The sequence below is a fragment of the Butyrivibrio sp. AE2032 genome (assembly GCF_000702965.1).
On sequence record NZ_JNLF01000004.1, the window covers coordinates 204,566 to 229,102 of the forward strand.

24 protein-coding genes and 2 tRNA genes are annotated in these 24,537 nt (G+C 45.0%); 4 read left to right on the plus strand and 22 right to left on the minus strand.

Annotated features, from left to right (window positions below):
- Nucleotides 1–16: 16 nt before the first annotated feature.
- The 11 genes from BO18_RS15055 to BO18_RS15105 all read right to left on the minus strand — a co-directional run bounded on the left by BO18_RS15055 (nucleotide 17) and on the right by BO18_RS15105 (nucleotide 8,031).
- Nucleotides 17–475, minus strand: a complete 459-nt coding sequence (locus tag BO18_RS15055; protein WP_034447635.1) for a hypothetical protein — start codon at nucleotides 473–475, stop codon at nucleotides 17–19.
- Nucleotides 476–565: 90 nt separating this feature from the next.
- Entirely contained in the window at nucleotides 566–1,891 is a 1,326-nt protein-coding gene (locus tag BO18_RS15060; protein ID WP_034447637.1) for a DUF4153 domain-containing protein, read from the minus strand.
- A 6-nt stretch (nucleotides 1,892–1,897) separates the two neighbouring features.
- Nucleotides 1,898–2,101, minus strand: coding sequence for a helix-turn-helix domain-containing protein (locus BO18_RS15065; protein WP_034447639.1), 204 nt, complete (start codon nucleotides 2,099–2,101; stop codon nucleotides 1,898–1,900).
- 15 nt (nucleotides 2,102–2,116) lie between these two features.
- On the minus strand, nucleotides 2,117–2,569 hold the full coding sequence (locus BO18_RS15070) for a DUF2975 domain-containing protein (protein WP_034447642.1): 453 nt from the start codon (nucleotides 2,567–2,569) through the stop codon (nucleotides 2,117–2,119).
- A 185-nt stretch (nucleotides 2,570–2,754) separates the two neighbouring features.
- Nucleotides 2,755–3,327: a hypothetical protein gene (locus BO18_RS15075; RefSeq protein ID WP_034447644.1), complete on the minus strand. Its 573-nt coding sequence runs from the start codon at nucleotides 3,325–3,327 to the stop codon at nucleotides 2,755–2,757.
- Between the two features lie 28 nt (nucleotides 3,328–3,355).
- A complete protein-coding gene (locus BO18_RS15080) occupies nucleotides 3,356–3,997 on the minus strand; it encodes a hypothetical protein (RefSeq protein WP_034447647.1) in 642 nt (213 codons plus the stop codon).
- 113 nt (nucleotides 3,998–4,110) lie between these two features.
- Complete coding sequence (locus BO18_RS15085) at nucleotides 4,111–5,121, minus strand: hypothetical protein (RefSeq protein WP_034447649.1); 1,011 nt, start codon at nucleotides 5,119–5,121, stop codon at nucleotides 4,111–4,113.
- A complete protein-coding gene (locus tag BO18_RS15090) occupies nucleotides 5,118–5,411 on the minus strand; it encodes a hypothetical protein (protein ID WP_034447651.1) in 294 nt (97 codons plus the stop codon). Before BO18_RS15090 ends, BO18_RS15085 begins: the two co-directional genes overlap by 4 nt.
- Nucleotides 5,412–5,441: 30 nt before the next feature.
- Nucleotides 5,442–5,765: a hypothetical protein gene (locus BO18_RS15095; protein WP_034447652.1), complete on the minus strand. Its 324-nt coding sequence runs from the start codon at nucleotides 5,763–5,765 to the stop codon at nucleotides 5,442–5,444.
- Between the two features lie 296 nt (nucleotides 5,766–6,061).
- A complete protein-coding gene (locus BO18_RS15100) occupies nucleotides 6,062–6,580 on the minus strand; it encodes a GNAT family N-acetyltransferase (protein ID WP_034447654.1) in 519 nt (172 codons plus the stop codon).
- Nucleotides 6,581–6,897: 317 nt separating this feature from the next.
- Nucleotides 6,898–8,031 (minus strand): IS110 family transposase, encoded by a 1,134-nt coding sequence (locus tag BO18_RS15105; RefSeq protein WP_034447655.1) that lies wholly within the window; start codon nucleotides 8,029–8,031, stop codon nucleotides 6,898–6,900.
- Between the two features lie 591 nt (nucleotides 8,032–8,622).
- Between BO18_RS15105 and BO18_RS15110 the strand changes: the two genes are divergently transcribed.
- Together BO18_RS15110 and BO18_RS15115 are read left to right on the plus strand one after the other, a co-directional pair.
- Nucleotides 8,623–8,820 (plus strand): hypothetical protein, encoded by a 198-nt coding sequence (locus BO18_RS15110; protein WP_185752475.1) that lies wholly within the window; start codon nucleotides 8,623–8,625, stop codon nucleotides 8,818–8,820.
- A 172-nt stretch (nucleotides 8,821–8,992) separates the two neighbouring features.
- On the plus strand, nucleotides 8,993–9,439 hold the full coding sequence (locus BO18_RS15115; protein WP_034447660.1) for a hypothetical protein: 447 nt from the start codon (nucleotides 8,993–8,995) through the stop codon (nucleotides 9,437–9,439).
- Between the two features lie 21 nt (nucleotides 9,440–9,460).
- Here the strand turns inward: BO18_RS15115 and BO18_RS15120 are convergent, their stop codons facing one another.
- The 3 genes from BO18_RS15120 to BO18_RS34365 all read right to left on the minus strand — a co-directional run bounded on the left by BO18_RS15120 (nucleotide 9,461) and on the right by BO18_RS34365 (nucleotide 10,908).
- Nucleotides 9,461–10,165: a hypothetical protein gene (locus tag BO18_RS15120; protein WP_034447663.1), complete on the minus strand. Its 705-nt coding sequence runs from the start codon at nucleotides 10,163–10,165 to the stop codon at nucleotides 9,461–9,463.
- 507 nt (nucleotides 10,166–10,672) lie between these two features.
- A tRNA-Tyr gene (locus tag BO18_RS15130) sits at nucleotides 10,673–10,745 on the minus strand.
- Nucleotides 10,723–10,908 (minus strand): hypothetical protein, encoded by a 186-nt coding sequence (locus tag BO18_RS34365; RefSeq protein ID WP_081861079.1) that lies wholly within the window; start codon nucleotides 10,906–10,908, stop codon nucleotides 10,723–10,725. The genes BO18_RS15130 and BO18_RS34365 overlap by 23 nt, the downstream gene beginning before the upstream one ends.
- Before the next feature lie 581 nt (nucleotides 10,909–11,489).
- On the opposite strand from BO18_RS34365, the gene BO18_RS15135 reads away from it, so the two are divergent.
- Entirely contained in the window at nucleotides 11,490–12,707 is a 1,218-nt protein-coding gene (locus BO18_RS15135) for a hypothetical protein (protein WP_034447668.1), read from the plus strand.
- Nucleotides 12,708–12,927: 220 nt separating this feature from the next.
- On the opposite strand, the gene BO18_RS15140 is transcribed toward BO18_RS15135, so the two are convergent.
- The 7 genes from BO18_RS15140 to BO18_RS15170 all read right to left on the minus strand — a co-directional run bounded on the left by BO18_RS15140 (nucleotide 12,928) and on the right by BO18_RS15170 (nucleotide 19,948).
- Nucleotides 12,928–13,004: transfer RNA gene (locus BO18_RS15140), tRNA-Arg, on the minus strand.
- Nucleotides 13,005–13,028: 24 nt separating this feature from the next.
- Nucleotides 13,029–14,177, minus strand: a complete 1,149-nt coding sequence (locus BO18_RS15145; RefSeq protein WP_034447671.1) for a hypothetical protein — start codon at nucleotides 14,175–14,177, stop codon at nucleotides 13,029–13,031.
- Entirely contained in the window at nucleotides 14,177–15,541 is a 1,365-nt protein-coding gene (locus BO18_RS15150) for a hypothetical protein (protein ID WP_034447672.1), read from the minus strand. The genes BO18_RS15145 and BO18_RS15150 overlap by 1 nt, the downstream gene beginning before the upstream one ends.
- Nucleotides 15,538–16,521: an RnfABCDGE type electron transport complex subunit D gene (locus BO18_RS15155; protein ID WP_034447674.1), complete on the minus strand. Its 984-nt coding sequence runs from the start codon at nucleotides 16,519–16,521 to the stop codon at nucleotides 15,538–15,540. The genes BO18_RS15150 and BO18_RS15155 overlap by 4 nt, the downstream gene beginning before the upstream one ends.
- Nucleotides 16,518–17,978 carry an RnfABCDGE type electron transport complex subunit C gene (locus tag BO18_RS15160; protein WP_185752476.1) on the minus strand — a complete coding sequence of 487 codons (1,461 nt, stop codon included), beginning with the start codon at nucleotides 17,976–17,978 and terminating at the stop codon, nucleotides 16,518–16,520. The genes BO18_RS15155 and BO18_RS15160 overlap by 4 nt, the downstream gene beginning before the upstream one ends.
- A gap of 98 nt (nucleotides 17,979–18,076) precedes the next feature.
- On the minus strand, nucleotides 18,077–19,129 hold the full coding sequence (gene rpoD / locus BO18_RS15165; RefSeq protein ID WP_034447677.1) for an RNA polymerase sigma factor RpoD: 1,053 nt from the start codon (nucleotides 19,127–19,129) through the stop codon (nucleotides 18,077–18,079).
- Between the two features lie 75 nt (nucleotides 19,130–19,204).
- Nucleotides 19,205–19,948, minus strand: a complete 744-nt coding sequence (locus BO18_RS15170) for a hypothetical protein (RefSeq protein ID WP_034447679.1) — start codon at nucleotides 19,946–19,948, stop codon at nucleotides 19,205–19,207.
- A gap of 248 nt (nucleotides 19,949–20,196) precedes the next feature.
- On the opposite strand from BO18_RS15170, the gene BO18_RS15175 reads away from it, so the two are divergent.
- A complete protein-coding gene (locus BO18_RS15175; RefSeq protein WP_255350959.1) occupies nucleotides 20,197–20,730 on the plus strand; it encodes a nucleoside deaminase in 534 nt (177 codons plus the stop codon).
- Between the two features lie 13 nt (nucleotides 20,731–20,743).
- Here the strand turns inward: BO18_RS15175 and BO18_RS15180 are convergent, their stop codons facing one another.
- Complete coding sequence (locus BO18_RS15180) at nucleotides 20,744–24,535, minus strand: UvrD-helicase domain-containing protein (protein ID WP_034447681.1); 3,792 nt, start codon at nucleotides 24,533–24,535, stop codon at nucleotides 20,744–20,746.
- Between the last annotated feature and the right edge of the window lie 2 nt (nucleotides 24,536–24,537).

Below are 24,537 nucleotides of genomic sequence, written 5' to 3' on the forward strand. Positions count from 1 at the left end.
TCATTTACTTCAGAAACTACACCCCTGCACTAAAAGTGTATATATTACTGTCTCCGTTCCTGTCTGTTATGGTTATCATCGAGTTATCGTAGTCCAAGCCGGGAATCGTCAGGGTGCCTTCCAATTCTTCATCCGAAACCACAAATCCTTCCACTTTTTGGAAAATAACATCCGTGACAATTATTACCATATCATCTTCAACCAGATAGACCTGATACTGCTGAACATCATGGTATTTCCCGAATGCTTTATGTAAATAGCCGGTCTTATCAGCCAATTCATCTATTTCAGTCATACTGATGTGATACGGAGTTTCCACATCATCGCTTGAATAATTATCATTCACTATTGCTGCTATGCCTGATATAACATCAATCCTTTTTTCATCCGGCACCCTGTATCTGCAAGACGAAAACATTAAACACACACACATCGCAAATATCACGATATAAATCTTCTTCTTTACTTCTCTCACTACAATCTCCACATATATTTTTCATTATCCGCAATATCTTCAGTCGAATATAAACCGGGAGCTTTAATTTCAAAGGCTCCCGGCTGTCATCTATGCACCTATCGTTACAAGCACGCCTGACAATACGCAGATCGCAACATAAGATACCGCCGTAAAAATAATTCCGGCTCTTATATGCGGCTTTCCGCGGTTTACCGTGGCTATTGTCATCGTTGCAGCAAAACCTAGCGCGAGAGTTGCCCACATTGCGAGGATCCTCTTCGGAGTATAGCCGTAATAGCTGTAATACAGCCCCAGCTTGCTCATAGCGATAATCGCAAAGATAATGCTCTCTGCCATCAGCATCGTAACCAGTATCCTCGAAGGCAGCGAGAAATGCCCGTCGGAATCTGTCTTGCCCAGCAGTATTATCGCCAGATAAACACACATGTTTACCGCCATTATGCCGACAAGCTCAAAGAATCCTTCCCTTGCGTAATGCGATACGAGAAGTCCGTCAGGAACCTGGCCCAGGAATCCTCCGAGCATATATGCAAGACGCTTGATGAAGAACAGGATATAGGCGAGAACGAATATGCCTGCGGCGATATATACGATGACGGATGATACGGATTTGCCCTTGCCTCTTATCTTCAGGAGCCAGGAAGCGACACGTTTTTCCCTGGCACCGTCTGACTTGGCACTTCTAGACACGAGGCCGTAAAGGTAGAAGCAGACAGGGATCGCGAAGATCGCTCTTACCATGATCGCTTCGAGTTTCAGGCTCACAAGATAATCGGCAATGTTTCCGAAAATATCATCAAAGAAGTTTCCTATATCCTCATCTATCGAAGACATGAGACAGACGGATATAAATAGCAGGACAAACATTATTATGATGAACAGTATCGCGCCGATGGGATTCTTCCTTGGAGCGGCTTCCGCTTCCTGATCAGCATCGGGTTTCTTGAAACACTTCCAGTCGATGACAAAGTTCGGGAATCCCGCAAAAGACTTAACATAGAAACCGTGGATCAGATCCGCCGGGATAAAACCGGATGTCTTTCCGCCCAAAAGGATATCATTCGATATCAGCACCGAATAAACGGCACAAAGATGCATCCCCAAAAGTGACAGTTCAGTATCGGGTCCTATAGAAGCGGTCAAGCCTGCAAGGAAAGTCATCGCATACCAGAAAACCGAAGCCTTGGAAGGCATGGATGCTGCCCCTCTCCTGCCTCTTCTTACTATCTCGTTGAAAAGAATGAAAAGAAGCGTAAACACCGGGTATGTCAGTGATAAAGTGAGTTTTCCTCCGAACAGTTCAGGCCCTGCACCAAGTTCTTCGGAAAAATCCATAACGAGCCTTAAATAAGCGTATGCTAATGGATAGGCCAGGAGAATTCCCAGCCTTTGAAATATAACTCTTTTGTCCATCTGTGATCAGTCCTCTCTAAACTCGAGAATGTCTCCCGGCTGGCAGTCAAGTGCCTTACATATGTCATTCAGTGTCGAGAATCTGACGGCCTTTGCCTTCTGATTCTTCAATATGGAGAGGTTAGCCTGTGTGATCCCTATCTTCGCGGCAAGTTCACCGGAGGAGATCTTACGCTTAGCCATCATTACATCAAGGTTTACTACGATCATGTTTCTCCTCCTTTCTCAGATCGTGAGATCCATTTCTTCCTTCATGGTTATAGCCTTATCGAAAACAACTCTTACGCTCATTACGACAAGCCCCATGAACAGTGCAAGTATAGCCAATATCCAGCTTCCGCTCCAGATAAAGCCGCCTACCGTGCAGTCAGCTGCTATCCCGACCAGAGCACCGGTGATTATCAGCATCAGCTTTGTGTTTACCCGGTCAAAGACTATATCCTTGCTCATGTTGGATAAGAGCTTGAACAGCGAGACCAGTATGAAGTAGGCACCGACCGTTCCCAGATAGAATACCACTGTTAATATCACAACTCTGAGTGTATCAAAAACTTCCGCCCAGATAAATGCTATATATTGAGTAATAACGATACCGAATATATCTGCAACAACTACCATTGCTATAAACAGCACCGTTGCGATCTTTGACCATCTTATGATCCCGTCGTTATATTGCATAGACTCTTTCCTCCTCGAAAAAACTCAAGCATGCCTTATAACCGGTATACTAACACAGCGTTTTCCGTTTTTCAAGAGTTTTTTATCGTTTTTCGATATATTTTTTCTGTTTTCGAAATGACGCAAATCGCAATACGCTTGACATTGACTAATTCCGTTTCAGCCGAGGAATGATATGGGCCTGCTTATCTGTCAACGCCGGACTTTATGTTGCTGACATCCATTACGCCTTCCCTGTCCGGATCTCCCAGGACCTTGATCTTGCGTCCGATCTTCGCGATTATGACGCCGTCTCCGGGCTGCACGCTGCCAAATTCTTCCTTATCCACGGTGTAGCTCATCAATGTCTCATCGCGGTCTTCCATATAGATATCAAAGACATACTGATAAGTGGCATTTCTGTTATCCTTGACTTCCTGCACCCTGTTGGCAGCAAGAACAACGCCCCTGCGGATGCCTCTGGCCCCGCCGACAATGCCGAAGATAAGCTCACCGGTAACGAACATGACCCCTCCGAGCAACAGGAGATCTATGATCTGTGAAAAGAGATTGTCAGGCGGAATGATAATGAAATTAACAAAGAACCAGGCGCTTGCAAGAAACGCTATGGACAGAAGAACAAGAAAGACCACATTTTCTTTGATACGCGCTTTCCTGACCTGCTTCAGCACTTCTTTGTCACTCTCCTGGACCTTGTCGAACTTAAGGTCCTTTATTGATATTGATTTCTTCAGATAATCAGAATAATGATTGCTCATATACCCTTCTTCCTATATCCCGTTTTTATTATTTCAGTGTAGCCGGATCGATAACGTTCAGGCTATTGTATATGTAATCCGAAAAAGTATCTACTATTCCAATCGGCGAAAAACCGGTGATCAGCAGAATGCTGTTGCCTTTCAGATAAACCCCTTTCATCCAGTCGCAGTTGCCGTCCCTGTTGGCCGACAGTGAATAAGTGATCGCATAGGCATATCCGTCCTTATACCCGGTCTTGTTCGTATGATCACTGTTCAGACTCGAAACATATGCATCGTAATAAGCCTTGGCCTCGCTCTTGTCATCGAAATAGAACACGCAGCAGTCGGTTTCGTATACGGAATTCAAGACCTGTTCTTTGGCAGCTACCACAATGATATCGTTGATATTTGCTTTCGGATAATAGTTGTTTTCATTTACATAGTTTTTATAAAGTTTCTTTGCTTCCGCCGCATCTTTGGAGACATAATAAGCTGACCGGGACTGCCTGCTGGAGAAACTGCTTATTGCGGAATCCGCATTTGATCCGCCGGTAAATTCATGTATACCGTACATCCCGACATATGTTTTGACAGCTTCCTTATCAAAAGGAGTACTGCTCGTACAGCCTGTAATGATACCGGAAACGAACACACAAAAAGCGATCAAGGCACAAACCGGTTTTCTCATACCATATCACCCCCGTTTTTCAATCTTCTGAAAACATAATACAATAAGCCGACATTTTAATACAACTGACAGTCAAGCAGTTAAAAATGTACAGAATCACTCTGATCACTTCTCTATGCACGGTTAAAGAATGCGTTTATCACATCGTAGTCTTTGCACTTCGTGATTATCAGGAAACGGTTTGAGGGATCGACATAGACATAGTAATCTTCATAGTTCATCTTTTCCTCAAAATGAGCATCGGTCTCATAGTAAATATCAACAGTCTTATCCTGACGGGTTCTGTATCCTGAAACGCCTCTATCCTGTTTCCATTCCTCAAAACGATCGAATCTTACGATCTCAAATCCGTATTTCTGATAGTTACCGGTAATACTTATATCCCCGCATTCTCCGATGGTATCCAGGTTCTCTTCCGCGTACGATTTGAGCGATTCCGCGTCAGACGGCGAACCTTGTGTATCTTCCGTGATCCTGTGGGATGCAATACCGTAATAACCGTATTTATAGTTGCTCAAATAAATATCCATATGGAAAGATCCGGAAGAAACATCCTCGTATGTTAAGCCGGTATCTTCCAGAAAACCATCCACAGTCACTCCTTCCGGAAGCATATCATCACTGATGTCAAAATTCTCTTTTAAGAAAACGGAATCGAAGGCAACGATCTCTGTACTGTCCGTGAGTTTTTTGTGACGGTCTGGTGTTATCTCGTTTGCATAGGCTACGATCGTTCCCCAATTATCGGGAAAACCGCCGTATCCGAGCTTCAATGCACACTGCCATTCGCTGTTGGCATCGTAATAAACGATATCTATCTTGTATGCGTAAGGATCGCCGGCATCTCCGAATACGTCCGGCAGTTTATTGATCTCATCGATCAGCTTCATGGCTTTATCGCTTCTTAACCATGCCGAATATTCGCTGTCGTCCCATCTGTTATATCTCAACAGGTTATTCCAGTTATCCTTATTGCCTGTTGCGGAGATAACCTCCAGCTTGTCTATCCCGACTTTTTTCGACGGATCATAATCTTTTTCCTTACAGCCTGCAACAGTAAGCACGATTGCCGACAGAAGAGTGAAGATCAGAACTGTTTTTGCAATACGGAATCTGTTTTTCATGATATCCTGAGTTTCCTTATTGAATCATCATTTTGATTCCAATATCTCACCTCGCAGTCGTCACATTCGAATTTGCCCGAAAAATATCTGCAGAAATATTTTTCGGCTTCCGCTCTGTAGATGATATTGTTGTAATCCGTAATGAGTCCATTCTCAGTCTTCAGAAGTCCGATCTCTTCCTGCGGATATTTCTCCGATCTGACTATTGCCATGGTTGAGGATTGCCCGCCAATCGGATTAAAGGCAGGACCTCCGTACTCAAAATGATCGTCTGTGAACGTATTATTCATCGTCATTCTCCCGAAAAACAGGATAGATCATCAGTTCTGATTGGGAAGCGTGGAAAAAGCGAGAGCTAATACTACTAAGATCATGTAGATAAAATAGATCGCATATATGATCGTCATCGCTATGCCCGCAAAGATCGCGCCTTTACTCAAAGCCGCACATGTCTTGATCTTTGGCGTATGAATTCCGCCTGAAGCCACATAATCGACTATAGCTTTGTGATTACCCGTTCCAATAAAAATAGCGACTATACTCGCTACAGGAAATGCAGCACAAACAAGTCCCGCGATCGCTTTTTTAAGAAAGCCTGACGCCTTCTCCTCATACTGTGCATCCATTATTGTATTGTTGTCCATATTATCCTCCGTATTGAAAGTGGATCCGCGAATACCGGAAACCAATTTTCACTATTTTATCAAATCATTGTCAGAATCAACGCAGATCAAAACAGCTTTTGATAAGTATATGAAGCTACATCAATCCAGCTGCCGAATGCCGGTTCATAACCTTCATCTGTTTCATCATTACCGAAATCATAATCAAGCACCCTTTTCTGATAGTTTTGTATGCCGAAGTGTTCGAATAATATCAGAGGTTAAAATCAAGAACGTTCGTCTTGATATAATCCATTATTCTTTCATCAACATCGTTGTTAGTGATGCTGTAGTATTTTCTGCATTACCACAGCATCTTTAAACATTCCATCGACATAAAAGTATTCTTTATATATCCCGATATCAGCAAACCCCATTTTACGATACAAATGAATGGCTCTTACATTGTCAGAGATAACTTCCAGTTCTATAACAGCGATCTTCATATCCTTTGCCTGCTCGATAATTCTTTTTAACATTTCTGTTCCTATTCCCTGATTCCAGTAATCCTTTCGTACTGAGATCGAAAATTTTGCCCTGTGACGTATTCTTGCGGGATAATATCCGTCTAATTCTGCTCTCGCTATGATCTGATCGTTCTCAACAGCTATCAGGACAACACTATTCTCAGAGTCTTTACTCATAGCAAGTTTCCGTTTTACGCCTTCAACCGGAACATTAAACTCATTTTCTCCATGCATCAAATAATCAGATTCTCCACCAACCTGATTCAGATATGAAATCATTTTCTCCGCATCATCTGAAACAGCTTCTCTAATGATATATGTATTGTTCATTTAATCCTCCCGTAGCCGTATCTTCTAATACTTTCTATCTTATAACCTGTTATGAAATGACCTTCGTCAAGTAGTATTTTTTCTTCATATCAATACCTTTCATCTAACAACATTTGGAAAGAGCCAATATAACAGTCTCCGACAAGTAGCCACTCTGTTATTCGTGGATTGGTTACCGACAGGCTAATGGTTTCGTCGAGAGCCTTGCTATCTAAGATCGTGGATCACCTGATCAGGTGCGCACATAGTTCGTCCGCAACTGGCTCAACCGTCATGTGTTTTTGGCTCCTTCCAAATATCGTCAGCTATGTTTCTCATTAAGCTACCCTTTCTTCAATGTTATCTGTCATCATTCCCCAAACAAAACAGGCAAGTTCTCTTGCTATGGCTGCTATCGCGACATTTTTCTTCTTTCCATGCCGTATCAACCTATAGTACTTACTGCGCATTCGGTTGTTTGCCCTATCTGCGTACGATATAACTTGAACACTGTTTCCTTGTTGGCGTTTTTTCAAGTCCTTTGATTTGTACCCGATATTACCTTTACATATTCCCCAAGCAGCTTCTACAAGAAGCCTTCGCAGATTACTGTTCCCTGCCTTGGTGATCCCAAGTCGATTTATCTTATCGGAGCTTGAATGTTCACCTGGTGCCAGACCAAGATATGCTGCATAAGCATTACCCTTTGCAAATCTTTTGAAATCTCCAGTCTCAACTATCAGAGATAATGCGACATGTGTTTTAACACCAATAAAACAACCGAGTTTCTTTACCTTATCCGCATACTTTTCCTGTGCAGCTATTTCCTCGATGCGAGTGTCGTATTTTTCTATCTTGTCAGTCAATTCAAAATATGTGGCCATATACTCATCAAGAGTTTCCTGATATAAAGGTGGCAGTTTTATTGCTGATAGCCAGTCCAAATGCATCTGAGTCCATTTACCTTGAGGATAGTAGTATCCGTGACGAAGACAGAATGCGTTTATCTGTTGCTTGATTTTTTTCAGGGCAAGTTTATGGTCATCACGCATTCGCAGGTATTCCTTCACGGAATCGTCATCTTCTGTAGGAATATACACAGGATGGTATCCGCCATACGATAGGCATTGTGCAATCATTAATGCATCTCGTTTATCTGTTTTAGTCCTCTTTCCTTGTTGGGTAAGCATCGTAGTAGGGGCCAAGATTACGCATTTGACACCTGCGGAAGTAAGCTGATTGTACAAGGTATATCCCAAGCATCCCGCTTCGTATCCGCATTCAATGTCATAGGTATCGTAAGGATCAAGTTTCTGTTTCACTTTCTCTATAAACATCAATATGTTCTTATAATCCGGTGCGACCTGAATTTTGGCATAGATCCTATCGTCAGCTCCGAATACAGGTTCCATTGCGCATAAGGTGTAATTTGTGCTGTGGACATCCATTCCTATCTTTAGTATTCTGTTCATAGTGACCTCCTTTGTATGTGGTAAATCCCATAGCTTTAGCATCAACTTTAAGCATATAGGTAAATCCACGATGCTACAAATGTGAGGTCATTTCATATTATCTAACACAAAAATATAAAGATTTACCTGTTCATGATATTCCAAATACCTGTCAATCATTATAAATCCCTCATTCTCACCAAACGAAAGACATTATTATTCAGCGACAAAAGAAAAGCAGATGACGTAAAAAACAAGCTGAACATGCTAAAACCAGCACAGGATCAAGGCATTCATCAATCTTAAGCCACTCTTCAGCCACTTAATTTCTATTTCCTCACACCTGGTTTCATATTATTAGAAGTTAGTTTAATTGAATAGATAAATGGGGATATATGTTGTGTCATCAAGCCATTCATCATGAACGATCAATTGATAACTTCCATTAGATTGTGACAGAATTACATATCTGCTAAACAAATACCTTCCTCATAATCAAACGATGTAAGAAAATTGAGCTTCTCATTTACAACAAGCACGGAATAGACCTTAAGAGTTTCAAAGCAAACTATTGCCTCATGAAATTCATCAGTGGGAATGGACGAACTGATAATGCTGGAATTAGATGAATACTGTCTTGAAAATATCGATGCCATTTATTCAATGAAAAACATGGATATTCTGAATGTAAACAGATCAACAGCAGCTCTAATAGATGAAAAGAAATTGAAGGAGATTTATCCAGACAGCCAATTCAGGTATTGTGTCGTCGATTATGGTGCCCCGCCAACAAAACGCAAAAAGAAGTAAACAAGCAAATCGGACTTATATCATAATAATCTAAGCCGAGACATCCCATACTCCCAAGGAGCTTTGAGCAGGGGCCTTTGAGGAGTTTTTGAGCTATTTACTCTGCTCAAAGTATATAATGAAAAATATGGAACAATTGATAAATGATTGACTTTGATGGAGGAAATCTCATATGCCAGATAACATTACCAGAAGCGGCCGCAGAGATTTATATGATCACTTGATTAATGCCGGAGTAATTCAGGCATTGAATATTTACGATTCTGCCTGGATAAAGACTGCTGGTATTGAACAGCTTGATCCGGACGATGAACTATATGATCCTGATATGTCTGAATATGATACAGAAGGCGAGAACATACCAGATGAGGATTACTGCCCTAAGTATACAATCTGCCTTTCAAATGAGACATACTGCGGAGACGGAGAGAGCCCCTATCCTGAAACAGTTCGAATAATCACGCTTATCTGTAAAGATCTCGAAAATGGAATACTACTGATATCCAGAGGAGGCACCCGAACTGTAGAACATAAGAATATCGACGTGAGCATAGATTTTGAGTCAGATATTATCAGTAATAAAAATAAAATAACTGAAGCAATTATAAATATATTATAAGAGACAGGATAATCGGGACCATTAATACGAGAGCAAAAACTGTATTGCACTGTTAGCATCCATATCAGATTTAATGTATCCCCCTGTTATTCCTCCCTGGATATGTATTTGATCAGCATTTCCGGCTGTTATTTGAAACCCAACAGGATAATCAAAGCCTTGGTTGTTGTAATTAAGAATGATGCTATACCCGGAATCTAAAATGCCGGTCTTTCTGGGTCCTGTAGGATAATCATAATGCGGTGATATAGTAAATTTTTTATAATCCCCCAAATAAAGACCATAAACAACATAGTCGCAAATCCAAAACTGCGAAACAGCTTCTATCGGATACTCCGCAGCAATTTCATCGGGATTCCAGATTATAGCATCTGCATTCTGTTTCAAATATGTATATATTTTCTCTTCATTGGTAAAAAGATCATCTATGATTTGAACCAGCTTTTCAGCCAAAGCCCTATTCTTGTCACTAATCCCTTCTATATATACAACACACAATTCAGCCCCATTAACGGTTTGGATCACCTTAATCGATTCAAGAATCTCAGGTTCATTCTGTCTTAGATAGTTATGAAGGAAAACCTGACAGTACCGTACCATATCAGAATAGTCGCCATTGAAGATTTCAGTTATACGTGCACCGACTAAATTCAGCTCATAAAACGCAAAATCAATTGTAATCGATATGCATTCTTTTCCTGTATGTGTATATACATAATTTCCCATAGTCATTCCTCGTTTTGTAATTAAAACCTAATCAAGTAATATGTCCATTACTAATCCTCCGCTACAGAATCCAAATCGTAGTCAATCCAATCTTATAGTTCAGAAACACTCTCACATTTTTCAGAATTGATTTGGATCTGATCTAACTGGTATCTCGTTCCGTCTTTTGTGTTAACGACACATTTATCTTCCGCAACTGAACCTTCAGGTACTGTGCCCGGTAATACATAAGCTGAAAACCTGTAACAAAGAACCCCCCCATCGGGTCTTCATCATGACAACTGTAAAAGCACCTTAGGAAATATGAGGCTTCACTAATACTCGAAAACCTGCATCTTTCTTCATACCCCTTCTGCCTGTCTGTAAGCTTTATAGCTATCTCTTCATTATTAATGATTCCGGCAATCCTTAACAAAACATAAAATACCTCCTGTAATCAAAATCCATGTTTATCTGACTTGATTATAGGAGGCGGTATGGGACGAAAATGTCTCATCAGCTATTGATTAGGACCCCTGGGATTCGAACCCAGAACGCACGGCGGTACAACCGTTGCTCTATCCTATTGAGCTAGAGTCCCTCATTGGAAGCATTTCAAAATATGGATACTTGCGCTTAAACCTCTCATCTGCCATGCGACAACCATTAACAGTAGCATACGGCTTCAGATCAGTTTCAAACAGTTCAGCATTATCATCCAAAGCAATAGACTTATCTGAAATAATGTATTTCAATTTTTTCATACAAACACTTCACCTCCTTTCTTACCATAAATTTTAATTAGCACCATGTACTAAAATGCGTACATCACAGGAATTTAGATATGTATCTGAGTCTAAGGGCAAGAAACATATAGACCGCATCAATCTCCGAAAGATATAATGATAATGTAATCCATCCTCGGGAGGCCACTATGGTTTATTTATCCAAGTCCAAGTACTACAACTACAACAACTACTACGACAACCACAACGGTTGCAGAAACACCCCCTGCACCTGTTGAAACAACCCCTGCACCTACTGAGCCTGAGCCTACGGCTACGACACCTGCAGAGACAACTCCCGCTCCTACTGAGCCCGAGCCTGCAACACCTAATCTCCACGCTACTGCGGATATTAGAGTATGGGTAAATGTTGACGGTGGCACTGAAGAGTTCTATCTCTACGGCGTTACGGTTTACAGAAACTCTGAGGATCTTCCTTGGATAGATGCCGACTACGACGCTCTTGAGGCCGAGATCGATGCCAGATACCCTGATTGGGTTTCTTATGGTACTCAGGTCACCAATGTCAGAGATGCAAGACCTTAAAAGAGGCGTTTAATATGAACATTAAGGAATTCAACTGGTACTGTAAAAGTGAGCTCACAGCAAAGATAATTGCTGACTACGACGCTCACACTGTTGATGTGACCAACTTTAAGGACGACAGTTATTACCTTCCGTTCTCGCCGGAAATCAAGCCGACATGGGAACAATGGCAAGCAGTTCTTCAGTCGCATTGCCCTTCCAAGCACAACGCTTTTATCCAGGAAACTCTTAAGGAACTTGCCTTAGATCATTACGATGTTCTGGAGATCATTAAGAAGACTAAGGGGGCTATGGGCCACACCAACTGCACCGTTGAGCTGGCTAATGACGATATGCCTGCATCAGATAATCGGATTTCCTTTTGGCGAGGAAATCAGGGGAAGTTCTGCAAGTCGGATAGGTTTTATAAAGCCGATGAATACGGTTACGAAGCTGCGTCGGAATATTTGACATCTGAGATATTGCGGCATTCTAATTGCACAGATTATGTGACTTACGAGATGGTTCCTGATCACTACCATTATCAGAATGTCGCTCGCCATTGTTGTGAATCTGAGGTGTTTTTCGACGGCTATCCCGAAGGCAACGAAATAACTCTGGCTGAGTTTATGCAGACCCATTCTTCCCCGGACGATCTAAAAGAACTGACCGACCCTAACAGCAAGTTTCGTGCCAGACATACTTTGTCCGAGACCATATCGAAGTTGGTCGACTTGATTGTCACCGACACAGGTCTTGTTGACTTCGGCGGCTATCTGACGGCTGTAATGGAGTTAGATGCTCTAACCCGCAACGACGACAGACACTACAACAATCTTTCGCTCATACAGTTCCCTAACGGGCTATGGAAGATTACTCCGATATTCGATAATGGTTCAGGTTTTGGTGCCAGAGACAAAGACCCTGCTTCAGGGGGTGTTTACGGTACGCAAGGACCGTGGCTCTTTAACGAAGCAAGGTATTACAAGATCGGTGTCCGCCCGTTCTCATCCAGCTTTGAGAAGCAGGTTAAGGCTTGCAGGAGCCTCTATGGACCCAGGCTTCAGATCCGAAATGATATTGATCTCAGCCCTGCTTTCGAGCGCATAGCGGCCGTTTACGGAAAGCCAGTTGCTGACCGCATGGAGTCGGTATGGACCCTGTCACAGAAAAAGCATGAGGATATGTTCGTCCCAAAAATCACCAGACCAGCATACTCCAGCGAACAATCACGCGTTCAGGGTAGCCTTTAATGCTCGGCTGATTAAAGCCGGAATTGATGCTAATCAGCGGTGTTATGTTCTTGGGCACTGTATGCAAACTAACGAGAAGCATTATTCATTTGGCTATGAAAGAACAGTTGAAGATGTAAAGAAAAGGCTTATTGAAAGCGCATGAGATCTGTTCAACCACGTTCAACCACTTTTTGCCAAATTAAAAGGGTCTCAGAAAACCCTGAAACCCTTAAAACACTGGTGATCGTGAGCGGATTCGAACCGCTGGCCTACCGCTTAGGAGGCGGTCGCTCTATCCAGCTGAGCTACACAATCGATTACTGAAACTCAGAGATTATATCACAAACCCGGCAGACTATAAAGACAAGTTTCCACAAGCATGACAACAAGTGATATCAGGATCAGGTAAAACGGCAGTCCGTCGATATATCTGGACTTCGAAACGAATATCAGTCGCCTTCTGATAACGGACAAAAGGCCCGTCATTACTATATCCGTCGCAATTATGAATACCAAAGTCACGAGCAGATGGTCGATCCTGGGGATGCCAGGGTTTACCAGGAAGATAAGCGAGATAAAAGCCGAAGCTACGGAAACTTCGCTGATAAAGTACCTCAGACCGAATATCGAGCTCCTGAAACTATGCTTGGCGGCATAAACGGCAAGAGAACCCAGGAGCAGTGCAGTCACCTCGCAAACGGGAAGTGCCGTTATCCTGAAAAGATCCTGATCGGTAAATAAACTCAAGGCATAGAGCGCTGCGGCGCAGCATATGCAGACCAGTGCAAACTCTCCCCTGGCGCACAGGAACCGCCTTAAAGCGGCGATGTCCGCAACAGGTATGTCCCAGAACTCAGTAAGTTTCTTGGATGTGGCGCTCCTGGGGATACCCGTTACCCTTGATATAGCCCAGCTCATCAGGATAATGAACATGACAGAAGCCAAAAGTGAGACAAAAACATATCTCTTTTCAAAGATGTATGATATCAGTGTTCCGAATACCGAGCTTATAAGTGCTATAAGATACGGGAAAAGAACTTCCTTTCCGAATGCAGGTTTTGTGAACTTGTCATTATCGTCATCCTTGAATCTCGCAAGCGACATGATGCCTATAGCCATGGGAATGAATCCCGCGGCGGCATAAGGCGTACACAGACCGAGCCTGTATGAGAATTCACAGGCAGCGATAAACAGCGCCATAATGAACGCAAACGAGATGACTGACAGATTTCGCGGCATGAAAAATCTCAGTGTCAGGGACCATAGCAGCAGACAGACGAAAGAACATGCGACAGGCCACCATATGAGATTGCCAGATATCATGAATTCCAGACAGAGCGACAATATCGTATAGCCCAGGAATAAAGAACTTCTCGTTGTCAGGTATTTGGCCGGCCTGATGTGGATCGCCGATACCTTATCGTCGATCTTCCTTCTGGACTGTTCGTTATCGAACGGTGAATTGTATTTCTCGGTAAACAGTCCCATCAGTTAACCTTCCAGTTCAGATATTCCTTCAGGAATTTGTAGCAGGTGTTGCATGCCTTGATAACGGTCCTGGTCTCATCGTAGTAATCAGGCACGGGAGCGATGAACGATGCCATCTCGGACATCGGCAGATCATCCATACTGTCGGTTATGATCTGATTTTCCGTAAGTCCACCTGGCGTAAGACCGTCCTCCGTGGAATCGTAATCCGGCGTATTGTTGTTTCCGTCGCCGTCCTGAACCGCAGGTGTTGCCTCAGGTTTCTGCGTCTCCCCGCTCCAGGTTCCGTTTATCGTCGCTTCTATCTGCCTTACAGGCATATAGCCGACAGCCACGTTATCATCGTTATAGATCGTATAGAGTTCCGGGGTCTTTTCGAAGGAAAAGACGACATTTCCCTTCTCGTTAACGTATTTGGCAGCTTCATCTTCCTTGCCTTCGCCGAAAACATAGAGCAGTATCGCATTCAGATCAGCCATGTACTCTTCTTTTCCATAGCCTGCCTTCGAGTTTGCAATGCATTCCTTTGACAGGTCGACAAACGGCCTGATATCGCACGTAACGCCTTCCACGATGTCCGTGGTACCGTCAGACTTCATTGCCAGACGGTCAGGTTCCTGGCATTCGAGCAGCGCGTGGCAAAGATTGTAAGACTGCGTCGCCCAATCGAGGCCGGAGATAATATAGGCACCTTTAAGCGAAGCCTCGCTCCTGTCCTGATTGGTCTTATCCGTACTGAAAGCATCCCAGTTGACCCTGGTGATGACGCCGTTTTCGATCTCCATTTCGACATAATCGATGTAACGGCTCCTGTCATCGAAAAGGCGCTGGGCATAGTAGACACCGTCATTTAAGCCTTCCACGGTATAGTTCTCGGAGTTATCGTCATCTTCAGAATAATCTTCCGTTGCAAAGGTTATAGGTATCTGTCTTCCTATCACCTTTTCCTTAATAAGTTCCATCGCATCTTCGCCGATGTAATATGCATCATCGATCTCGGAATTATCCAAAGCAAGACCTGTGACTCTCGTACTCTCATAATCCAAAGATACAAGTATGCCGAGATCCTGCTCACCTGGAGATTTGACAGTCAGATCGACAACATATCCCTGTGGTATGCCCGCCTGATCGTATCCTATATAAACGCCGTTTATCTCAGGAAAATCATTCAGTGCCTTGCTCTTGACCTTCTCGTAAGAGGAACAGTCCAGTACTTCCTCAAATCTTGAATGGTATTCGTTCTGTATACGTCTCGTAGCGTTATTAGACGACAGGAGATGTCCTCCGATGACTATTGCCGCACCGAGGATAAAAAGAAGTATCGCTTCAGTAATGAACTGCTTGAGCTGGGAATGCGTCATCATGAGAGATCCACCTCCCTCGAACGGATCTTTCTCCTGGACAACGTCTTAGAGAAGAAATCAAGCACGAATGAAAGGAAGTTGACCGCAAGCACAGGAGACAGCATAGATACCATGGGACTTAAGAATGGCTTGGTTACCATGGTCAGCAATCCGCATACCACGCCTGCAAAAACTCCGGCCGCAAACCTCGACGGCATAGTGGTAAGATCGCCGAGAAGGAATACGGCGATAAAGAAAACACCCGATGACAGCAGATATACGATCATGCCGTCAAAACTGAACGTCCCCGTCTCGACCAGCATGGACATCGGGTAAAGGAGCATCAGCGTAAGGATATAAGAAATAGGAGAATATAATCTCATGGTACCCTTGAGGGTAAGGAATAAGCCTCCTATCATTATGCAGATAAAACAAGCCGTTCCGATAAGCCCGGGATAATTGCCGCTTATCAGTTCCAAAAACGAGAATCCCGAATAGTCGGGAAGGCGTACAGGTTCACCCTGGAATACCAGACTCATCAGAGCAAATCTCGAATTTTCTTCTCCGTAAGAAAAGCCCTGGACGCCCGACGGGAATACAAGTTCGATGAACAGTCTTCCTGCGCAGGCGGGATTTATGAGGTTGCTTCCCGCGCCTCCGAAAACCTGCTTGGTGATCACTGAAGCAAACAGCACGGCTATGAGAGCTATTATGAGCGTTGTGTCAGGCGGCAGCATCAGTGCTAAGAGCAGACCCTCCACAAGCGAGCTGAAATCGAAATAATCGCTGCCCGATCTTCTTCCGGTGACTCTCGCGCAAAGGTTGTCAGACATAACGAAAGCAAGCATGCAGAACAGTATCAGTACCGCCGCTCTCAGTCCATAATAGTAGATGCCGCATACTGCACACGGGATAAGTGACGCAAGGAGCGTCATGTAGATGTACGGAGCATTCTTCTCCGTATGAATGAATGGAGCAAGCTGTTTCTTGTCTTTGCTCATACTTCCTTATCCTTCTCAAAAGGCAGAGTGATCGAATCAGGCGAGGACGCCCGGCTCTTCTTATCTCTGTCAGGGTACTCTTCGAGGAGAGAAGCTTCGCCGACAAAAGACGCAGCCTCAAGTTCCTTATCAGATGCACCGCTGTTATCAAGGAGAGAATTGATCTCAATGATCCTTCCCTCGCCCGCAAAACTCGCGATGGCGGTAGTGAGATTGATCCCCGCCGGGCAAACGTAGGAACATGAACCGCAGGCGATGCAGTCTCTGGCTCCCTCTTCGGCTGCCTTCTGCTTCAATCCCTGGTTCAGCATCTCATATATCGTATTTGGAGAAAGGTTCATCGGGCAGCACTCCGAGCAGAGACCGCAATGAATGCATGGTGTTCTCGGAACTTCGGCCCGTCTTACGACGGATATTACAGAGGTTGTCTTGACCACGGGAGTATTCTCGGGATCTGTTATCTCGATACCCGTCAGGCAATTGCCCCAAACGATCCTGTCGCTTCCTTTCTTTATGTCCTGGGCATTGGTAAGAAGTTCAGATACGGGAGTTCCTACCGGCACAAGCATGTTATGTCCTCCGGACGCATCTCCGGATACAGATACTATCCTGCTCATCATCGGGATGTTGTCAGATAATGCCTCCCAGCAGGCAAGCATCGTTGAACAGTTGAAGAGAACCGCGCTGCAGGTCTTCTCCAAAGTCTCACCCAGCACAAGGTTCTTTCCGTAAAGAGCTCTTGCGACAAGCCTGTAATAACCCTGAGGAAAACGCTCACGGAAAAGTTTTATGTCAAACTCAAGATCCTTGAAATCATTCCTTATCTTATCTATGGAATTCGCGATCGCCTGACGCTGTTCTTTTCTGTTCTCGGAAATAAGGAAAACGCATCTTGACGCGCCTACAGCCCTGGCACAGGCACAGGAACCCAAAACCACATAGTCGGGATATTCCGTTATCGCGACAAGATCCGATGTCGAATAGGGTTCGCTCTGAAGGCAGTTGACCAGGAAATCCTTAACGACTTCCGTCTTTGCCCTTTTCAGTTTTGCGGCAGTGGGTATACCCTCACCGCCCATTCCGCATATTCCCGCGTCTCTGATTATTCCGATAGCTTCACTCGCGGAGAGTTTGAATCCGGATCTCGGCTTTACGGAATCGAGCCTTGTCCTCTTCATGTCATTAACAATGGTAACGGCAGGAGTGATTATTCCGTTCGGAAGTGTTATCTCGGAAATTTCTGTTACATATCCGGAGATGCCACTGTGCACAGGCACGGAGAATGTCCCCTTAGCCGGGATCCCCACACACTGACCGATCCTGACATAATCACCCTTTTTCACGGAAGGAACCGCGGGAACGCCGGAGTGCATCTTCATGGGAAGGATTATCTTCGCGGGATATATCCTCTCGAACATGATCTCCTTGACAAAAGGGGAACGTTTCGAAAAATTCAAAACGTCCCCTGTAAACAATCCTCTGTAAAATGAATATCGCCTGCGGTCTGACACTTTATCTGTTCCCGTTACGGTAGGATATCAAAGCACCTGACTTATCAGTCGGAATAACCTTCGAGCTTCTTTGACTTAGGTGATCTGTTGAGCTTGCGGATCGCTTTTGCCTCGATCTGTCTGATACGCTCACGTGTAACTCCGAGTTTCTTGCCGACCTGCTCCAGTGTCATGGGCACGCCGTCCTTGAGACCGAATCTCAATTCGATAACTCTTCTTTCCCTGTCTGTCAGTCCGTTAAGAGCCTGGATGAGATCTTCCTTGAGAAGGATCCTCGCAACTTCCTCTTCGGGTGCTGCGAGCTCGTCGTTGGAGATGAAGTCTACCAGATGACTGTCCTCTTCCTCACCGACAGGCTTATCGATGGAAATGGGATCCTGCGAGATCTTCTGGATCTCTCTGATCTTTGCCTCATCCATGCCCATTGCCTCAGCAAGTTCCGTTGTTGAAGGTTCTCTTCCGAGATCCTGAACGAGCTGACGCTGTACTCTTGTGAGTTTGTTGATGGTCTCTACCATATGAACGGGGATCCTGATAGTCCTTGCCTGGTCGGCGATGGCTCTTGTGATAGCCTGACGGATCCACCAAGTGGCATATGTCGAGAACTTAAATCCCTTCGTGTAGTCGAACTTGTCGACTGCCTTGATAAGACCGATGTTTCCTTCCTGGATGAGATCGAGGAGGGAAAGACCACGGTTCATGTATTTTTTTGCGATGGATACAACGAGTCTCAGATTGGAGTTGATAAGAAGCTCTTTTGCTTCCTCGTCACCCTTTGCCATTCTCTGGGCGATATCTTTCTCCTGCTCTGCATCAAGGAGTTCTATCTTACCGATCTCCTTGAGATACATCTTGACCGAGTCATCGACAACATTGGCATCCTCACCGTCAGTATCAAGATCGCCGTCATCCGCATCAAGGTCAGGATCGCTGATCTTCACGCCGGCATTCTCGAGCTCTGCTCTGAGATTGATGAGCTCATCGGGTTCGATCTTGAATGATTCGGTAAGAGTCTCGAACTCTGTCTCCGTAATCTGATTATCGTTCTTTTCTGCGAATTTTTTAGCGTGCGCCATCGCTTTCTCAAATTCTGTCATCTGATAGATCACCTCGTAAATCTTCGAATGTAATACTGTCTGCTAACTAAATGCCGCGTGTTGCGGCCCAAGAGATCACTTGCTCGTTTCTGTCGGTTCAATGATCTCAACTGCCTGCTGAACATCCTTGGTAAGACCGTCTTTTGTGACTAAGAAGATCGTATCGGGAGTATAGATGCTCATCTCAACGTCACCCGAATCATTTCCGCGCTTCTCTGCACGGAGCTTGGTGTAATTCGAATAAAGTGCCTTGGCTTCATCATCAGTGATATCTTCTGAAGTACCGACCTTTATGTACTGGCAGCTCAGGCCGTATATGTTGAACTGTCTGTATGATTCGGCAGAATCTGAAGCCGGAGTGTCGAAAATGGTATTTATATCAGCTGTGATAGAGTCGGTAAGAGACTTTCTCGTGATAAACAGCGGAATGGCAATTGCGAGTATGATCGCAACCAGAGCTACGGAACCTGCTGCCATGCCGATAACAAGTTTTTTGGGAGCCTTGACATCGTTAGGCGAGATCTCGAATTCATTTGCCTTGAGTTTGGTGCTGTCTGACAGGGGCTTTGAAACTTTGTCCCTCTGAACCGCCTTCTCAACCACGTCAGGCATTACGGGGTTCGAATAATAATGCTTGGAACCCTCCTGCTTCTCGAATTTCTCGTTCTTGAATTCATGTCCGTCCGGATTTGCAAGAAGCTCTGCTGCCTCTTTTGAAGGGAAAACACAATTGCAGAAAACGCACTCACAGAGTTCATCTCTGTCATCAAACATAACGAGAGAACCGCAGTTTCTGCACATACCTTGTTTAGTTGCCATTAATAATCATCCTTTGTCTTGAAGTATGCTCTTTAAGCAAACGCGCCCGTATGCGGATACAGGGATAAAGGTGTAAACTGGCCGTAAATACGGCATTCCCTTTGCGTAGGCATAGTTATACTTATAGCAATCGTAAATTATAATATGCTAATGGTAGCACGTCAAGCACAGTTTACAAGTCCCTTGACACCCCCGTCTCCCCGTCTGTATTATCAGTTCTGACACCGATGAACAGAGAGGTTTCTCCATTGCCGAGCCGCAGATCCAGACTTTATCCTGACTTTAAACCCTCGAACGATACAGAGAGGTTTATGCTCGAAGCCATAAAAGAAGCCGAGAAAGCTTTGGATCTTGGCGAATGTCCCATCGGCTGCGTTCTCGTAAAGGACGGCAAGATATTTACCAGATCCCACAACCTCCGCCTTACGAGGGGAAACGCACTCGCTCACGCCGAAGTGATAGCGATCGACAGAGCCTGTAAAAAGCTGGGAGACTGGAGACTCGAAGACTTCGACATGTATGTCACGTTAGAGCCGTGCACCATGTGCTCCGGAGCGATCATCCAGTCCAGGATCCGCAAGGTCTATTTCGGCGCTTACGAACCGAAGAGCGGTGCTGTCGTCTCATGCAATGACATTTTTGAGGTCTCACACGGACACAATCACAAGGTCGAATTCGAAGGCGGCATCATGGAAAAAGAATGTTCCAGGATGATGCTGGACTTCTTCCGCGCCATCAGGAAACGCGACGCAGGCAAGAAAAAGAAACCTGACAACAGGTAACCTTCCCTACCGTTTATACTTCCACGAACTCTCCATAGCGCACCAGGTACAGATACTTATGTGCGACCTTTATTCCGTCTTCTTCGCATGCCGCAGCATAACTGTCGAGCTGAAAAGCATGTCTTGCGAGAGCCTCATCCGCACGCTGTCCGGGATTTTCGCCCTCGAGCCTGTCCGTCTTATAGTCCAATATCACATAACCGTCATCAGTCTTATATATCAGGTCGATGATACCCTGAACAAGCACGGAGTCTCCGGATTCACCGTCGACATAGACTGAGAATACGATCGGCTTTTCCGAGCGTGCCGTTCCCTCGTCAAAGCTCTTTAAGATGGCCGGGCATCTCGCATCCCTGCAGAAAGCGATTATGCCGTTCTTGAATTCCGAAGCAACCTCCAGAGCGTTATCCGCAGAACAGGTATTGAGGAATCCGCCGTCGATAAGAGCCCTGATCTCATCGTCAAAAGACACTTTGCCTGTCCTTATGCCCTCAAGATCTATAAATCTCATTATCCTGTGTAGTATCGTACCCTTCGCGGCTGCTGTCAGCATGGATACATTTGCACTTTCGAAATCATCGACTGCTCTTATCTGCATGTCGACATGCGTCGTCTCGAAAGGTTTGTCAGCCGAAGCCACTCCCGTTACCGCAACCTTGAACGGAATATCGACACTCGCGCTGTACTTATAATCCGGAAGTACCAGTTTGCCGTCATCATCGAATTCGGCAGACTGTTTCTCTTCCTTTTCCTCGGGTTCTTTTACCGGTTCCTCTTCAGCCTTCTTGTGCGCACCGTATATCTCAATGACTTTCTCAGCCGTCAGGTCAACAGTTTCAAAACCTTTTGCATCTTTTCCTTCGAGATCGCGGAAAGGAATGATTCTGACTGCGGAAAGATCGCCGACAGCCGCAATATATCTGAGCGAGTCGCCGTCAGAGCTTCTTGCAAGGGCACTCATGAGGATATACGGAAGCTTCATGTCACCGGCAAGCCAATGACGTTTGTCAAACATGGTATCCCGGTATTCCAAAGCCTGCGTGAATGCGCTTCTCATGGAACTCGGCTTGGTCCTGTCGCTCACATCACACGTGGTTATTATCGACAGATCCTCTTCTGCCCTGGTAAGCGCCACGTAAAGAAGCCTTATTGTTTCCGAATTGGCGGCAAGCTTCATCTTCATCTTGTAGATATTCTGCTCAACGGAATGCCTTCTCGTGACAGCATCAGGATCATAATCTTCAGTTATGAAGCCGTCGTCCCTGTCGAACATTATGCTCGTAAGAGTATCCTTCTTCTCATCCTGTCCGCCTGTCGCAACAAGGATAACGAACGGAAACTCAAGACCTTTGCTCTTATGGACCGTCATGGTCGTGATCTTGTTCTTGTTCGCATCTGTAACTTCGATCTCAGCCTTTTTGATCTGTATCTTCATCTGTTCAAGGGCCGATGCGATACCGGAAAGATCAGATCCTCTCCTTTTGAAGTTATCCGAGAGCCAGTCCTTAAAGACATCGAACTTGCTGCTGTCGCCTGTTCTCGCTTCGAGAGTGGCCTTTATGCCGGTCTCACGGTAGATGAGCTCAATGATGTCATCTATGTCCGCGACCATCGCCCCCATCCTTATCCGGTCGAAAACATCGACAAACGCGCCGATGCGCTTTGCAAGATCGGAATCGCTTTTTTCCGCAAAGACCCTGAGTCTCAACATCAGCGGTTCCTTATCGAGTGAAGCGCCTTCCAACTCGTGAATGAACACCTGCATCTTCGAGATATCCTCAACGGTGAAATTTGAGAACCTGTAGTTCGAGAGCATGACACCGGCAAGATATTCATCCCTGTATTCATTTCCGAGGCAGATGAGGAAATTGATCAGCCTGTGGATATCAAGATCTTCAAAGACATCCGTCGTAAACCTGCCGGATGCCTCCACCTTTCTGCCGTCGCCCAAAACACAGCCGTTAAGATATCTTGCTATGTTCTCGGCCTGGTTGTTCGAAGCCGTAAGCACGCATATATCCTTAAATTCAGGCTTGCTGCCGTCAATACGGGTACATTCTTCCATATACCGCCTGACTTCGCTCTCAACTGCTGCACAGACAGCTCTCGGACCGGGTTCGGTCTTGTCGTTATCATCAGGTTTCTTAAAACCCCTGTCGGCGATTATGACCCTCGGAAGCCGGCCGTGCCTCGTCTCCTTTGCCCCGCTTAAGCGCTGGTCCAAGTCGTATTCGATCTCCGAAGCGTCTTTGCTCATGGTCTGCTTAAAAACATAATTGGCAAAGGCCAGGATCTCACATGTACTCCTGTGATTTTCCTTCAGATAACGGACAACGCCCTTCTGCGTTCCTGCATTGATCTCTTCCATCCTGTTGCCGAAGATATTCGGATCGGCGAAACGGAACTTATAGATGCTCTGCTTGATGTCACCGACGCGGAAAACATTACCCCCGGCACTTTCAAAGCATTCAATGATCTTGTCCTGAAGCCTCGTGTTATCCTGGTACTCATCGACAAAGATCTCTTTGAACTTCTCTCCATAGAATCCGGAAGCCTCTTCAGTCTTCAGGATCTCATATGCCGTATGTTCGAGATCGGAGAAGTCCATGCCATGCATACTGTTCTTTAATTCCGCATAGATCCTGTCCGTCATCTTGAGCAGTTCGACAAAGCATCTGACGGCTTCTGTACCTGCCTTCTGGTTCGTGAGCATCTGCTCTTTTTCAAGGCCGATCAGGCTGCTGAATTCCTCCGGAAGATCATACGGGTTCTCATATTTGACTCCTTTCCAGGAATCCGGATCGATAAAGTGCCTGAATGCGACCATGGCAAGAAAAGCCTTGTCATCGCCTCCGAAGTCAGCTCCTTTGAAGATGTTGTTGTACTGAAGCCCTGCGAGCTCCTTCAGCGGAGCAAGATATATGAAGAAATCTGCTCCGGTATGGGAAGCGTATGCATCAATGGCGGCATCGATCCGCTTAACCGCTTCATCTATAAAATCACGGTTAGTGTATTCTACAACTATCTGATAAGCATCATGAGATGCCAGCACCGCATCGAACTCACTGTCGAGCAGCATCGACTTTATCTTCGCAAGAAATTCCACGATCTTCTGCGTTATCTCGTTGCCGTCTTCGAAATACATTATCAGGCCCTTTTCATCACGCTCCTCGCGCTGACTTACAAACCTCTCGCATACATCCAGATAATCGGGAAGACTTCTCAACGTCTTGTATATGCCTGTCACGATATTAACCAGAGAAATGTCGCTTCTTCCGTCACCGAATCTTCCGGTAAACCTGACAAACGCATCATCTTCAGAACCGCACTTCGCATACAGTTCCCTGACAGCATATTCCGCAGCGGACTGAAGCAGCACGCCTCTCTCGCTCTCGGTGATTATCCTGCACGAAGGATCGGTAAATTCGGCCATTGGGCCGTCTTCTATCAGATAACCTTTCTCCTTGATGACACGCGAACAGAATCCATGCATGGTCTGGATATATGCATTGGGAAGCAGATCTATCTGTGACGACAGATGCGATGCAAGTTCATTGTCGCCTGCGGCAACAGCCTCGTTCCTCAGTTCCCTCAGCTTTGCTTCTATCTTATCGGACATGTGAGCTGCGGCATCTTCGGTAAATGTAACGACGAGCATACTGTCTACGGAGAGTGTGCCTGTCTTGACCTCATCACCTATCCTTGCCGTAAGCACGGTCGTCTTTCCTGAACCCGCAGATGCGGAAACGAGGATGTTATTAAGCGGTTCTTCGATTATCTTTTTCTGTTCGGGAGAAAAATCCATAA

Excerpts from the sequence above, each read along its gene's own strand:
- BO18_RS15120 (WP_034447663.1), bottom strand. The coding sequence starts at position 10,165 with ATGGGAAATTATGTATATACACATACAGGAAAAGAATGCATATCGATT.
- BO18_RS15060 (WP_034447637.1), bottom strand. The coding sequence starts at position 1,891 with ATGGACAAAAGAGTTATATTTCAAAGGCTGGGAATTCTCCTGGCCTAT.
- BO18_RS15180 (WP_034447681.1), bottom strand. The coding sequence starts at position 24,535 with ATGGATTTTTCTCCCGAACAGAAAAAGATAATCGAAGAACCGCTTAAT.
- BO18_RS15070 (WP_034447642.1), bottom strand. The coding sequence starts at position 2,569 with ATGCAATATAACGACGGGATCATAAGATGGTCAAAGATCGCAACGGTG.
- BO18_RS15170 (WP_034447679.1), bottom strand. The coding sequence starts at position 19,948 with ATGGCAACTAAACAAGGTATGTGCAGAAACTGCGGTTCTCTCGTTATG.
- BO18_RS15105 (WP_034447655.1), bottom strand. The coding sequence starts at position 8,031 with ATGAACAGAATACTAAAGATAGGAATGGATGTCCACAGCACAAATTAC.
- BO18_RS15095 (WP_034447652.1), bottom strand. The coding sequence starts at position 5,765 with ATGGACAACAATACAATAATGGATGCACAGTATGAGGAGAAGGCGTCA.
- BO18_RS15110 (WP_185752475.1), top strand. The coding sequence starts at position 8,623 with ATGCTGGAATTAGATGAATACTGTCTTGAAAATATCGATGCCATTTAT.
- BO18_RS15145 (WP_034447671.1), bottom strand. The coding sequence starts at position 14,177 with ATGGGACTGTTTACCGAGAAATACAATTCACCGTTCGATAACGAACAG.
- BO18_RS15080 (WP_034447647.1), bottom strand. The coding sequence starts at position 3,997 with ATGAGAAAACCGGTTTGTGCCTTGATCGCTTTTTGTGTGTTCGTTTCC.
- BO18_RS15135 (WP_034447668.1), top strand. The coding sequence starts at position 11,490 with ATGAACATTAAGGAATTCAACTGGTACTGTAAAAGTGAGCTCACAGCA.
- BO18_RS34365 (WP_081861079.1), bottom strand. The coding sequence starts at position 10,908 with ATGAAAAAATTGAAATACATTATTTCAGATAAGTCTATTGCTTTGGAT.
- BO18_RS15100 (WP_034447654.1), bottom strand. The coding sequence starts at position 6,580 with ATGAACAATACATATATCATTAGAGAAGCTGTTTCAGATGATGCGGAG.
- BO18_RS15085 (WP_034447649.1), bottom strand. The coding sequence starts at position 5,121 with ATGAAAAACAGATTCCGTATTGCAAAAACAGTTCTGATCTTCACTCTT.
- BO18_RS15065 (WP_034447639.1), bottom strand. The coding sequence starts at position 2,101 with ATGATCGTAGTAAACCTTGATGTAATGATGGCTAAGCGTAAGATCTCC.
- BO18_RS15155 (WP_034447674.1), bottom strand. The coding sequence starts at position 16,521 with ATGAGCAAAGACAAGAAACAGCTTGCTCCATTCATTCATACGGAGAAG.
- BO18_RS15075 (WP_034447644.1), bottom strand. The coding sequence starts at position 3,327 with ATGAGCAATCATTATTCTGATTATCTGAAGAAATCAATATCAATAAAG.
- rpoD (WP_034447677.1), bottom strand. The coding sequence starts at position 19,129 with ATGACAGAATTTGAGAAAGCGATGGCGCACGCTAAAAAATTCGCAGAA.
- BO18_RS15115 (WP_034447660.1), top strand. The coding sequence starts at position 8,993 with ATGCCAGATAACATTACCAGAAGCGGCCGCAGAGATTTATATGATCAC.
- BO18_RS15150 (WP_034447672.1), bottom strand. The coding sequence starts at position 15,541 with ATGATGACGCATTCCCAGCTCAAGCAGTTCATTACTGAAGCGATACTT.
- BO18_RS15090 (WP_034447651.1), bottom strand. The coding sequence starts at position 5,411 with ATGAATAATACGTTCACAGACGATCATTTTGAGTACGGAGGTCCTGCC.